This is a genomic window from Methylomonas sp. LW13, assembly GCF_016865255.1.
Taxonomy (GTDB): domain Bacteria; phylum Pseudomonadota; class Gammaproteobacteria; order Methylococcales; family Methylomonadaceae; genus Methylomonas.
Genome location: NZ_CP033381.1, coordinates 1,445,913 through 1,459,254 on the forward strand (window position 1 = coordinate 1,445,913; position 13,342 = coordinate 1,459,254).

Below are 13,342 nucleotides of genomic sequence, written 5' to 3' on the forward strand. Positions count from 1 at the left end.
CAGACAGCACTAAAAATACCGTCATGTTTGGTTAAAAGGTTGTTATTTAATGCATTATTTTGACTGTACTTATTGTCATAAAACTCCTGGTTAAGTGAATGTGACATGAGAAAATTTACTGTGCTGAACTTCATCGCGATTTCAATGAATGGCCTTTCAACAGCGCATAAATCGCTGGAATTACAATCAACGTCAGCAGCATCGAAGAGATCATGCCCCCCACCATCGGGGCAGCAATGCGGCGCATGACTTCTGATCCGGTACCGTTGCTCCACATGATGGGTAACAGACCGGCCATGATGGCGGCTACAGTCATCATCTTTGGTCGTAGCCGTTCTGCCGCACCGCTGACCACACTGGTGTAGAGTTCATTCCGGGTAAAATCCTGACCGTGTTGCCGGCATTCTTCGATTTTGGCCTGGTAGGCGTGATCCAGGTAGATCAGCATGATGACGCCGGTTTCCGCAGCCACTCCAGCCAGTGCGATAAAGCCCACACCAACCGCCACACTAACGTTATAGTTCAACGCCCACAGCAACCAGACGCCGCCCACCAGCGCAAACGGCACCGACAACATAACGATCAGGGTTTCCGTCATTCGCCCAAAATTCAGATACAGCAGTATAAAAATGATCAGCATGGTCAACGGTACGACAATCTTCAACCGCTCAATCGCCCGCTCCATATACTCGAATTGCCCGCTCCAGGTAATGTAGTAACCGGTAGGGAGTGCTACCGCTTTCTCAACAGCCAGTTTGGCATCATGAACATAACCGGCAATATCGCGATCCCGCAAATCGACGAAGATATAAGCCGAGAGCAGCGAGTTTTCGGTACGAATACCCGGCGGCCCTTTGGATAAGCTCAGATGTGCCACCGACGATAAAGGAATCATGGCACCGTCAGCAGTCGTTACCAGTAAGTGATTGCCTATGGCACTAGGACTGTTCCTGAGTTCGCGCGGATAACGCACGATCACGCCGAAGCGCTCGCGGCCTTCGACCATAGTCGTCACCATCTCGCCGCCGATGGCGGTTGAAATTAGATTTTGAATATCGCCAACCATCAACCCATAGCGAGCCAAGGCTTCATAGTCGGGATCGATATTCAAGTAATAACCACCGGTAATGCGCTCGGCATACGCGCTGGTCGTGCCAGGTACGTTCTTGATAACTTGTTCGATTTGCTGGGCCAACCGTTCCATTTCAGCCAGGTCGTTACCGAATAACTTGACGCCAACTGGAGTGCGAATACCGGTGGCCAGCATGTCGATGCGATTTTTGATCGGCATGGTCCAGGCATTGCTAACACCGGGAATTTGCAGGGCCTGATCCATTTCCGCAATCAATTTGTCGATGGTCATACTGGGACGCCATTGTGATTCCGGCTTGAGATTGACCACAGTCTCGGACATTTCCAAAGGAGCCGGGTCGGTTGCCGTGGCGGCACGCCCGGCTTTGCCGAATACCGATTCGACTTCAGGGAAGGTTTTGATGATGCGGTCCTGAGTTTGCAGTAATTCGGCCGTTTTGGTCACCGACAAGCCAGGCAAGGTCTGCGGCATAAATAACAACGTGCCTTCGTTTAAGGTCGGCATGAATTCGCCACCCAATTGCATGGCAGGGTAAATACTCGCAGCCATGACCAGCAACGCCAGCAATACCGTGGTTTTCTTAAAACGCATCACCCAGGTAATCACCGGGCGATACAGCCACAGCAATACCCGGTTGACAGGGTTATCTTGCTCGGGTCGGATATGACCACGCACAAACAACAATATCAGCACCGGCACCAGCGTCACCGACAGCAAGGCCGCGCCGGCCATGGCAAAGGTTTTGGTGTATGCCAATGGCTGAAATAGTCGTCCCTCTTGGGCTTCCAGCGTGAACACCGGTAAGAAGGATACGGTGATGATCAGCAAACTGAAAAATAATGGCGGCCCGACTTCTCGGCAGGCATTCAACACAATCGTGTGCCTGGGCAATTTTCCGGCATCGTGCTCCAGGTGCTTATGCACGTTTTCAATCATCACGATGGCGGCATCGACCATTGCGCCAATCGCAATGGCGATGCCCCCCAAGCTCATAATATTGGAGTTCATCTTCAATAAATACATGACGATAAAAGCGATCAGGACACCAACTGGCAGCATGACGATGGCCACCAGCGCACTACGCAGATGCAACAGAAATGCCGCACAAATAACGGCGACCACCACACTCTCTTCCAATAGCGTATGGCGTAAATTCTCGATCGCTCGTTGGATCAAATCAGCACGGTCATACACCGCTTTTATGCTGACACCCGCTGGCAGACCTGCGGTAATTTCCTTTAACCGCAGTTTCAAGTTATCAATCACTTCCAGCGCATTTTGACCGTAGCGAGCGATGGCGATGCCGGACACCACTTCGCCCTCGCCATTCAGTTCGGTAATACCGCGACGTTCATCGGGTACCAATTCAACTCTGGCCACGTCGCGCACTAAAACGGGCGTACCATTGGCGACTTTTAATACCAAGCGTTCCAGATCGTGGATGCCATGCAAATAACCACGACCGCGCACCATATATTCAGTTTCGGTCATTTCAATCGCCCGCCCACCCACGTCGCGGTTGCCATTGGCAATTGCTTCAGTCACTGTTTTAAGCGGGATACCATAAGCCTGGAGTTTATGCGGATCGACCGTCACTTGATATTGCTGGACGAACCCACCGACGCTGGCGACTTCGGCAATTCCCTGTGCCTTGGTCAACTGATAGCGCACAAACCAGTCTTGCAGGGTACGCAGTTCTGCCAGGGAGTAATCCTTGCCCAACAACGCATATTGATACACCCAGCCCACGCCGGTGGCATCTGGCCCTAACTGCGGCGTAACACCACGTGGCAACCGTCCGGCCGCAAAATTTAAATATTCGAGCACCCTGGAGCGGGCCCAATAAATATCAGTACCATCCTCAAAGATCACGTACACAAAGGATGCACCGAAAAATGAGAAACCACGAACCACCTTGGATCGCGGCACACTCAGCATCGCGGTGGTCAGTGGATAAGTGACTTGATCCTCGACCACCTGAGGTGCTTGGCCAGGGAATTCCGTGTAGACAATGACTTGGGCATCGGACAGATCAGGTAGGGCATCAAGCGGAATCTTGATCAGAGCATAAATGCCGCCACAGATTAAAAATAACGTCGTGATCAGAACCAGAAACACGTTCTTCAACGACCATGCAATCATACGTTCCAACATGGCTAGTTCTCCACTGCATGTTGATTGTGATCATGTCTCGGCATAGCCTGAGTGTCCGGCTGAGTAGCTTCGGATTCTGGCATCTGATCCACGCTGCGCATACTATCCAGCGCCGCTTTCAAATTGCTTTCGGCATCGATCAAGAAATTAGCGCGGGTGACTACGTTGTCGCCATCCTGCAAACCCTCAAGTACTTCGCTGAATCCCCCCGTCTGATGGCCAATTTTCACCGGACGCGGTTCAAACCGGCCTTCATCCTCTTGCACCAGAACCACTTGCCGTGTACCGCTATCGAGGATGGCCGAATCGGGTACACTTAACTCGCGGTGCTGTTGCTGGGAAGTCAATAATTCAACGCTACCATATAGACCAGGCCTCAGAAAACCTTGCGCGTTGTCCATGTCCACTCTAACTTTGACGGTGCGCGTGTCGGTATTCAGCGTGGGATAGACAAAACCCACTTGCCCTTGAAAAGATTTATCGGGGTAAGCTTTGAAAGCGACGACGACCGCTTGACCCATTTTGACCCACTCTAAATCGGGCTCGAACACATCGACAATCAGCCACACCCGACTCAAGTCGGCAATCTGGAACAATATTTCGCCCGGCATAAAACGCATCCCGTCTACTGCTGGCTTCTCCATCACGACGCCATTGACAGGCGATTGCAACGACAGGGTTTCGATCACGCGATCCTGCTCTTGCAAACGTTGCAATTGTGCCTGGCCTATATCCCAATAATTCAGCCGCTTTAAGGCATTACGGGTGAGTTGTTGCGCGGTGGCTAGCGCCTGTGGACTGGCCTGTTGCAATGACGCCTCGCCTTGTTTGGCGATCAGATATTCCTGTTGAGCCGTGAGTAGATCAGGACTGTAGACTTCCAATAATGGCTGACCGCGTTTGACAGCTTGTCCCGTGCTATTAACTAGCAACCGTTGTATCCAGCCCTCGAATTTGGCATTGATGACATGTAACCGACGCTCATCAACTTGAATACTGCCCGGCGCACGGATAGAACGCACTAAATCCCGATATTGAACTTTCTCGGTTTTGACGCCGAGCTTTTGGATTTTTTCGGGGCTGATCGTCAAGAGTTTAGAACTCGTTACCTCGCCTTCGTAAACCGGCAGATAATCCATGCCCATTTCGTCCTTTTTCGGTACCGGCGATGTGTCTGCGGCCCCCATGGGGTGGCGGTAATACAGAATGCGCCCTTTGTTCGGTTGGGATGTCGGCGAAAGTTCATCGGCATACACGGGTAGATAATCCATGCCCATTTCATCCTTTGCTGGTGTCGAAGACGTCACTTTTGGATTCATCGGATGCCGATAAAACCGTGGTTTATGCTCTGCGACCGACACAGTCTTTTCCATGGATTGCGGCTTATTCGCCAGCCAAAAGCCGCCGGCGATTCCGATGATCATGGTCAATATACTGACCAGAATGGCTTGCTTAGTCATGAGTCAGTTCCTCGCCAATTAAATTCGATAATTCCGCCAGCAATTGCTGGGTTTCGACCAATGATTTCCAATATTGGCTTTGATACTGAAACAAGCTCAGCTGGGTGCGGAGCAAGTTACTGAAGTCAGCTTTGCCGACGGGATACCCGGCCATCAAAGAGCTGACAGTCTGCTGCGCTTGAGGAATGATTTCATGCTCGAATAACGCTAACCGCTGTTTTGCATGCAGGTATTGGGCGGTATTGGCAGCAATTTCACCATGGACTTTGTTGTGCTCGTCCTGCAAGGCGTACTGCTCCTGCAATAATTCACTATTGCGTTGATCGACCGCCTTGGCCTGTTTTTGCTCGGCATAGATTGGCAAATTGATACTGAGTTTGACACTGGCAAAATCGCTACGCGATTCGCCGGACGGCGTGTTTTGCCTGACTGCATAACCCGCACCCAGAGTCAGATCGGGATAGAAATCCTTTTCGGCGATTTCAATGCGGGTCTTGGCGGCACCGAGCATTTTGCGATGCTGCTCAAACAGCGGGCTATGTTCCATGGCTTGTGTTTGCAAATCCGCAACCACCAAGACCGGGGTTTTGATCTCGGCTTGGTCAGGTAGTTTTATCAAGGTATCGGAGTTGCGGCTAAGCAATGTGTTGAGCTGAATACCGGTACTGTGGCGCATGCTGATCAGCTCGATTTTTTCATCCTTGAGTTTCGAGAGTTCCAATTGGGCCAGCAGCACATCCTGCTGTTGCCCCTGACCCGCTTTGTAGCGGGATTGGGCGGTATCGATCAGTTGCTGAAAAAATTGTTCGCTTTCGGCAATGACATTGATGGCCCTATCGTAATAAAACAAGCGCCACCAGGCCTGTTTGACATCACGAACCAGACGCAAACGGGCGACATCTACCGAATCGGCAGCGGCCAGGGCTTCCTGTTCCGCCGCTTGTTCCTTCAAGGCCAACTTACCCGGAAAGGGAATTGTCTGACTGACGCCGACATCCATCATGGTCATGTCTTCCTTGTGAAGACTGAAGCTACTGGTTGGGACATTCAGTGTATCGAAATTAAGCGTTGGGTCTGGAAGTGCACCTTCCTGCGAAGGAATAGCCGCCAGTGCCTCAGCGCGCGCTTTAATTTCAGCAAGACCGGGATTGCCCGCCTGAGCTAGTTGAACGGCCTGTTCAATGGATAAAATCGTTTCGTCGGCATGGACTATGCTGATGAAAATCATCAGATAACAACCGAGCGCCCAATAGGGCCAAGACACCCGATCAAGGGGCGAGGGGTATAACAAGGGGTACATCATTTTCTCCAAACAAGGAAACACAGGCTCACGCCAAAGCATGAAGCTCTATCACGCCAACAAGGCGAGGGTTACCTGGGAGAAATGACTAATTCAGGAGTGTGCAAAAACGATAAAACAACGGAATCGGCTTGCCAATAGGCGGCCTTATCCGATTGAATATCAGTTGAGGTGGGCGGTAGCTAAACAAACAGCCGATTAACCATACCAGACATGCAATAAACAACGGGATTTCCGGTTTATCGATTTTGATATTGAAAGTCGGATTGGGTTGAGAGTCTGGGCAGGATTTAAGAACGCAGTCCTGAGCTTGCGAGGAAAAGTGTTTTGTTTGCTCAGAGTGATGCATGGACTCTGAACAGCCGACCGGCATCGCATCAACAGCAGGAAGCTGAACCGGCATAGGCATGGCGCACGTCGACGTCACCAGCATGAATAGCCAGCTGACCATCATTACCAAAATCAAAATAGACCGGTAATGACTATGGCGATGAGCACGAAGCGTTGACAACAAAAACTTTATCCAAAAAAACTAAGGTCATTACGCTAGCATGCCTATTGGCTTTTTTCAATATCTGATTGGTCACCATCTGATAGGGTTTCTAACGTTCTTCCAACGCATCGCCAAATTCTCAGGCACCCGCCAAAACATACTGGGCAAACAAGACAGTGCCGCCGATTGTCACACTAAGAAAAAGTCATCCAAGACATAAACGAGTCAGAATTTTTCGATGAATGAAACGGCTTGTAGCCAATGCCGCTTGCGAGTCTGCCCTTGTATTGACTGTAATTTTCAACGAATTCGAATTCATCATTGTTTACATCGCCTCTGAAAATTCTGCCTCAGCGTGAAATATACATACGTTCTTCAACAGCCTGTTAGGTCTCAAAACCAAGAAATACTAAAAAACAGTTAAGTCATTGTCATTTAGATTCATTTGGTGTAGCTTTAAAAAATGAATGCTTTGCGACACTCTAAAATTTGGCTCTCTATTGTGCTGATACTCGCGGTGCTTGGTCATTTTGGCCTGGGCCATCGAGATGTGTCGGCCTTTGTGCTATGTTTTGGTGCTGATGGTCATATTGCTGTAGAGAAGACTGGAAATGACCAATTCGCTAGTATAAATTCTGTCACTCGTTTCAACGATGAGACCAATGCTCTTACGAGCGATGACGGTGATCCCTGCTCGTCGCCTTGCACTGACATCCCTATCGATGGTGATGATCATATTCCCCTACAATTGACGAATTTATCAAAAATAGCGCCTGATATTGGTCTTCTGCCGGTATTTTTCCTGATCTCACTCTTGGTTGTTTATGCCAGAGTCATCATTCGGCAGCCGGCATTTTTCGCCCCCCCGTTTACCGATTCCCGACTGCTTGCGCTGCGCAGCACCGTTTTACTGATTTAGCCACCTCTCCTAGCCGCAACTCACCAGCCAAAGGCGCAGGTTCACCTGTGTCTGTGCTGACGTTACTTCTATGCTACGGAGAAATTTTCCATGTTCTCAAATTATGTGCGGCCACTTGGCGTTGCACTGTGTTTATTGATCACTGCCGGCTCGGTCGATGCGAGTCCAGCAGACAACACGCCATTGCCGGCTCAATCAGGCGATCAGGGTGCAAACGGTTCCAGTCGGCAAACCGTTGAGGAACCGACCGGCTCCCTGGTTTTGTCTCAAGTCTTGGCTTTAGCGCTAACCCAAAACCCCGAACTCTCCGCCTTTTCCTGGGAGAGCCGCGCACAGGAAGCAGCCACCCTCCAAGCCGGGTTGTTCCCCAATCCCACCTTCAATGCCAATGCGTCGAACTTTGGTAATAAAGTAATCACGGGTTTCGATGGCGATGTCGTCACCTTGGAACTCAGTCAATTGATCGAATTGGGCGGTAAGCGCATCGCCCGCATGGAAGCGGCATCGCTAACCAAACAATTAGCCGATTGGGATTACGAAACCAAGCGGGCAGATGTACTCACCCAAGTCACGCAGGCCTTTGTGGATGTGCTGGCAGCTCAACAGCGCTTGGCGCTAACACAGCAAATTCATGAATTGGCCACTCAGACGACTGTAACGACCTCGGCGCGAGTACAGGCAGGCAAGGTATCGCCCGTTGAGGAAACCAAGGCCAAAGTTGCTCGCGCTTCGGTGCAAATTGAGCTGATGCGAGCCCAGAAAGAACTGGATGCCGCCCGCAAGCGTTTAGCCGCTGGCTGGGGCAGTACGACACCGCGTTTTGAGGCGGTGAGCGGTAATTTGGAAAACATCCAGGCACTGGCTTCTCTGGACTCATTGGTGCAACGCCTCTCCAAAAATCCGGATTTAGCCCGTTGGGCCACCGAAATCACCCAACGTCAGGCACTCATCACGATGGAAAAATCCAAAGCCATTCCAGATGTCACCGCGACTGTAGGTGCCAGTAAATATCTGATGCCGGGTGATTACGCTTTAGTCGTTGGTTTTTCGGTGCCATTGCCGGTATTTGACCGCAATCAAGGCCGTATTCAAGAAGCCGAGCATCGTTTGACCAAAGCGGAAGAAGAATATCGGGGTGTCGAGATACGCATTGCCACGGCACTGAACACAGCCTATCAAACTTTAGATGCCGCCCATTCCGAAGTCATGACCTTGCAGCAAGACATTTTGCCCGGTGCCCAAAGTGCTTATGACGCCGCTTACGAAGGTTATCGTATGGGTAAATTCGGTTTTCTGGACGTGCTCGATGCGCAACGCACGCTGTTTGGCGCTAAAAATCAGTATTTACTGGCCTTGGCCGAATATCACAAGTCCGTGGCCAACGTGGAACGCCTGGTCGGCAGCGGCATGAACGAGACATTGGCAAATAGCCAGCCAGAGGTATCCCCATGAATAACATCACCAAGAAACAACTTATCGCTATTGCTTCCATTATTCTCCTGGGGATAGTGCTCAGCATACTCATTCTGGGCATTGATAAGACGAAATCGGAAGCTGACGAACAGGTCGAAGAAAGCCACGCGGAAGCTAAAGCGCAGATTGCCCAAGGCGATGATAATCGCGAGCTTTCCAACGAAACAAAGCAGACTCAAGATTCGGGTGGTGGGGAGGTGTTGCACGAAGGCGAATTTGTAGCACTGACCGATCAGCAAATCGCCGAAACAGGTATTTCAATTCAGACCGCAGGTGCAGCCCATATCAAAAGCCTGACAACCCTTCCTGGTGAAATTCGCTTCAATGAAGACAAGACATCGCATGTCGTACCGCGCCTTGCCGGGGTGGTCGAGCATGTTTCCGCCAACTTGGGGCAACAAGTCAAAAAGGGGCAGGTTATCGCGGTGATTGCCAGTACCGCACTGTCCGAACAGCGCAGTGAGTTATTGTCGGCACAAAAACGGCTGGAATTAGCCCGTAACACCTTTGCTCGTGAAAAGCACTTGTGGGAGGCGAAAATCTCTGCGGAGCAGGATTACCTGCAAGCCCAGCAGGCGATGCGGGAAATGGAAATCGCCGTTCAAAATGCCCAGCAGAAATTGATAGCACTTGGCGCAAGTCCGACGGTATCAGCCAGTGACGGCCCACTCAACCGCTATGAAATTCGGGCGCCGTTCGACGGCATGGTGGTCGAAAAGCATATCGCCTTGGGCGAAGCCGTCAAGGAAGATACCAGCATCTTTACCATTTCTGACTTATCGACCGTTTGGGCCGACATCATCGTATCCGCAAACGATCTCAATCTGGTTCGCGTCGGTGCCAAGGTCTCGATCAAAGCGACTGCGCTCGACTCTACCGCCTCAGGTGCCGTGTCCTACGTCGGCTCACTGATGGGCGAGCAAACCCGAACCGCCACGGCACGCGTAACACTCGATAACCCTGACATGGTCTGGCGACCGGGCTTGTTCATCACGGTTGGCTTGGTAGCCAAAGAAACCGAAGTGCCAGTCGCTGTATCGACCGAGGCAATCCAAACGGTTAACGACAAGTCGACGATTCTTGCTCGTGTCCCCGGTGGTTTTATTGCTCAACCGGTGACAACCGGATTAACCGATGGCAAAGTTACCGAGATTGTGTCCGGACTCAAACCGGGCGCTGAGTACGCGGTCAATGGCAGTTTCATCGTCAAGGCAGAGCTCAGTAAAAAGAACGCCGAAGATTCGGATTGATACGGAGAAATTGACATGTTCGAACGTATCATTCGTATCGCCATAGACCATCGCTGGTTGATCATGCTGTGCATATTCGGCATGGCCGCGCTGGGTGTCTACAACTTTCAAAAACTCCCCATCGATGCTGTGCCGGACATTACCAATGTTCAGGTGCAGATCAATACTACGGCGCCCGGTTATTCACCATTGGAAACCGAGCAGCGCATTACCTATCCCATGGAGACGGTCATGGCGGGCCTGCCTAATTTGGAGCAGACGCGATCTTTATCGCGCTATGGTCTGTCTCAGATCACGGTGATTTTCAAAGACGGTACCGACATCTATTTCGCAAGGCAACTGGTCAATCAGCGCATCCAGCAAGCCAAGGATAGACTGCCTCCCGGCGTTACACCGGCGATGGGTCCCATAGCCACAGGTTTAGGGGAGATTTACCTCTGGACTGTCGAAGCTAAAGACGATGCCAGAAAGCCAGACGGCACCACTTATACCGCAACTGATTTGCGTGAAATCCAGGACTGGATCATCAAACCGCAATTGCGCAATGTACCGGGGGTTACCGAAATCAATTCCATTGGCGGTTACGCCAAGCAATATCAGGTTGCACCGATTCCGGAAAAACTCGCATCCTACGGTCTGGCTTTACAGGACATTGTGACTGCCTTGGATCGCAACAACAACAATGTCGGTGCCGGTTACATTGAGAAGCACGGCGAACAGTATTTGATCCGTGTGCCGGGTCAGGTTAGTTCGATGGAGGATATTGGTAACATCATTCTCAGTAATGTGCAGGGCGTGCCTATCCGTATTCGTGATGTTGGCGAAGTCGAGATTGGCCGAGAATTGCGCACTGGAGCCGCCACCGAAAACGGCCGTGAGGTCGTGCTGGGTACAGTCTTTATGTTGATCGGTCAGAACAGCCGAGCCGTCTCGCAAGCGGTGGATAAAAAAATGGCGGAAATCAACCGCACGCTGCCCGAAGGGGTGCAGGCCGTGACTGTCTATGACCGGACGGTATTGGTCGATAAAGCCATCGACACGGTCAAAAAGAACTTAATTGAAGGCGCTATTCTGGTCATCACGATTCTGTTCATGTTCCTTGGCAACATCCGTGCGGCCATCATCACCGCAATGGTCATACCGTTGTCCATGCTATTCACGTTTACCGGCATGGTGACCTATCAGGTGAGCGCCAACTTGATGAGTCTGGGTGCGCTCGACTTTGGGATCATCATTGATGGTGCTGTCGTCATAGTCGAGAACTGTGCGCGACGGCTTGCCCATGCCCAGGCTGAACGTGGTCGGGCATTGACCCAGCAAGAACGCTTTCATGAGGTATTTGTAGCGTCCAAAGAATCCCGTCGAGCGTTATTGTTCGGCCAATTGATCATCATTGTGGTGTATTTGCCGATTTTTGCGCTGACAGGCGTGGAAGGCAAGATGTTCCATCCGATGGCTTTCACGGTGGTGATTGCATTGGTCGGCGCCATGATACTGTCGATAACGTTTATTCCGGCCGCAGTGGCGCTTTTCATCGGCGATAAAGTTACCGAAAACGAAAATGTACTCATGCAAACAGCCAAACGCTGTTATGCGCCAGCACTGGATAAAGTGATGACCAACAAACCCGTGGTTTTAACTTTTGCGACTGTTGCGGTGATTTTGTCTGGCCTTTTAGGTACACGGATGGGCAGTGAATTTGTACCTAGCTTGAATGAAGGCGATTTCTCGATTGGCGTGGCACGCACGCCCGGCACCAGTCTGTCGCAATCCGTCGCCATGCAGCAGCATATCGAAGAAACCTTGATGCAGCAGTTCCCGGAAATCGAGCGCGTGTTTTCACGAACCGGCACAGCCGAGATCGCTTCCGACCCGATGCCGCCGAATATCTCGGATGGGTATATCATGCTCAAGCCTGAAGAGCAGTGGCCTGAACCCAGAAAACCAAGGGACGAACTGCTAGCGGCAATACAGGCGGAAGTCAAAAAACACCCTGGTAACCTGTACGAATTTTCTCAGCCCATACAACTACGCGTAAACGAGCTGATTTCAGGCGTACGTAGCGATGTTGCGGTCAAGGTGTTTGGGGATGATATGAATGTGTTGAATAACACGGCCACAAAAATTGCGTCGGTCATGACCAACATTCCCGGCGCCTCCGAGGTGAAAGTCGAGCAAACGACGGGCTTGCCTGTGTTGACGGTCAATATTGACCGGGAAAAAACTGCACGCTATGGCTTGAATGTGGGGGATGTGCAGGATGTCGTGGCTATTGCGATTGGCGGAAAAGAGGCCGGTATGGTGTTTCAAGGCGACCGCCGTTTCGACATCATCGTTCGCCTACCAGAGCATTTACGTAGTGATATTGAAGCTATTAAGCGTTTGCCGATTGCTTTGCCACTCGGTCAAGGCATTGACGGACGAACGACTTATATTCCACTGGCCGAAGTTGCCAAACTGGAGTTAGCGCCAGGACCCAATCAGATCAGCCGTGAAAACGGCAAGCGTCGGATCGTGGTCAGCGCCAACGTGCGTAGCCGTGACATCGGCTCGTTCGTAGCCGATGCACAGGGACACCTTAATCAACAAATCAAGATACCGCCAGGTTACTGGACTACTTGGGGTGGACAGTTCGAGCAACTGCAATCAGCCACACAGCGCCTGGAACTTGTGGTGCCAATATCCTTGATATTGGTTTTTACCTTGTTGTTCATGATGTTTGGAAATGCCAAGGACGGGCTGTTGGTTTTTAGCGGCATTCCGTTTGCATTGACCGGTGGTTTGGTTGCCCTCTGGTTGCGCGATATTCCGATGTCGATTTCGGCGGCGGTGGGATTTATCGCCTTGTCTGGGGTCGCTGTGTTGAATGGTCTGGTGATGATTGCCTTTATCCGCAGCCTGCGCGATGAAGGCATGTCGCTGGATAAGGCAATTGTACAGGGTGCTCTGACACGCTTGCGTCCTGTATTGATGACAGCATTGGTGGCGTCGTTTGGCTTTATACCGATGGCTATTGCCACCGGCACCGGTGCCGAGGTTCAGCGTCCGCTAGCCACCGTAGTCATTGGGGGCATCCTGTCATCAACAATGCTGACGTTGCTGGTATTACCGATTCTTTATTGTCTTGCGCATCGCAAGGATGAATTGGCCGGAACAGCGATGTCAACACATACACGGGTAGCTTTTAATGAGGATTGAAA

At 51.1% G+C, this 13,342-nt stretch carries 8 protein-coding genes; 5 read left to right on the plus strand and 3 right to left on the minus strand.

The genetic code is table 11. The features are described from left to right. Positions 1 to 130: 130 nt before the first annotated feature. The 3 genes from JL719_RS06470 to JL719_RS06480 are packed head-to-tail and all read right to left on the minus strand — an operon-like array spanning position 131 to position 6,007. A complete protein-coding gene (locus JL719_RS06470) occupies positions 131 to 3,247 on the minus strand; it encodes an efflux RND transporter permease subunit (RefSeq protein WP_026601807.1) in 3,117 nt (1,038 codons plus the stop codon). A gap of 2 nt (positions 3,248 to 3,249) precedes the next feature. After that, complete coding sequence (locus tag JL719_RS06475; protein WP_051670212.1) at positions 3,250 to 4,707, minus strand: efflux RND transporter periplasmic adaptor subunit; 1,458 nt, start codon at positions 4,705 to 4,707, stop codon at positions 3,250 to 3,252. Further along, positions 4,700 to 6,007 carry a TolC family protein gene (locus JL719_RS06480; protein WP_051670211.1) on the minus strand — a complete coding sequence of 436 codons (1,308 nt, stop codon included), beginning with the start codon at positions 6,005 to 6,007 and terminating at the stop codon, positions 4,700 to 4,702. The genes JL719_RS06475 and JL719_RS06480 overlap by 8 nt, the downstream gene beginning before the upstream one ends. 551 nt (positions 6,008 to 6,558) lie before the next feature. Here JL719_RS06480 and JL719_RS06485 point away from each other — a divergent pair. From JL719_RS06485 to JL719_RS06505, 5 genes are all read left to right on the plus strand, one after another. Further along, positions 6,559 to 6,720 carry a hypothetical protein gene (locus JL719_RS06485; protein ID WP_165385927.1) on the plus strand — a complete coding sequence of 54 codons (162 nt, stop codon included), beginning with the start codon at positions 6,559 to 6,561 and terminating at the stop codon, positions 6,718 to 6,720. Positions 6,721 to 6,963: 243 nt separating this feature from the next. Beyond that, complete coding sequence (locus JL719_RS06490; RefSeq protein WP_033157943.1) at positions 6,964 to 7,419, plus strand: hypothetical protein; 456 nt, start codon at positions 6,964 to 6,966, stop codon at positions 7,417 to 7,419. Between the two features lie 90 nt (positions 7,420 to 7,509). After that, a complete protein-coding gene (locus JL719_RS06495; RefSeq protein ID WP_033157942.1) occupies positions 7,510 to 8,871 on the plus strand; it encodes a TolC family protein in 1,362 nt (453 codons plus the stop codon). Next, positions 8,868 to 10,142 carry an efflux RND transporter periplasmic adaptor subunit gene (locus tag JL719_RS06500; protein ID WP_033157941.1) on the plus strand — a complete coding sequence of 425 codons (1,275 nt, stop codon included), beginning with the start codon at positions 8,868 to 8,870 and terminating at the stop codon, positions 10,140 to 10,142. Before JL719_RS06495 ends, JL719_RS06500 begins: the two co-directional genes overlap by 4 nt. A gap of 15 nt (positions 10,143 to 10,157) precedes the next feature. Further along, positions 10,158 to 13,340, plus strand: coding sequence for an efflux RND transporter permease subunit (locus JL719_RS06505; protein ID WP_051670209.1), 3,183 nt, complete (start codon positions 10,158 to 10,160; stop codon positions 13,338 to 13,340). The last annotated feature ends 2 nt before the right edge of the window (positions 13,341 to 13,342 follow it).

Coding starts and splice junctions, on each gene's coding strand:
- JL719_RS06470 (WP_026601807.1), bottom strand. CDS start 3,247: ATGTTGGAACGTATGATTGCATGGTCGTTGAAGAACGTGTTTCTGGTT.
- JL719_RS06475 (WP_051670212.1), bottom strand. CDS start 4,707: ATGACTAAGCAAGCCATTCTGGTCAGTATATTGACCATGATCATCGGA.
- JL719_RS06480 (WP_051670211.1), bottom strand. CDS start 6,007: ATGTACCCCTTGTTATACCCCTCGCCCCTTGATCGGGTGTCTTGGCCC.
- JL719_RS06485 (WP_165385927.1), top strand. CDS start 6,559: ATGCCTATTGGCTTTTTTCAATATCTGATTGGTCACCATCTGATAGGG.
- JL719_RS06490 (WP_033157943.1), top strand. CDS start 6,964: ATGAATGCTTTGCGACACTCTAAAATTTGGCTCTCTATTGTGCTGATA.
- JL719_RS06495 (WP_033157942.1), top strand. CDS start 7,510: ATGTTCTCAAATTATGTGCGGCCACTTGGCGTTGCACTGTGTTTATTG.
- JL719_RS06500 (WP_033157941.1), top strand. CDS start 8,868: ATGAATAACATCACCAAGAAACAACTTATCGCTATTGCTTCCATTATT.
- JL719_RS06505 (WP_051670209.1), top strand. CDS start 10,158: ATGTTCGAACGTATCATTCGTATCGCCATAGACCATCGCTGGTTGATC.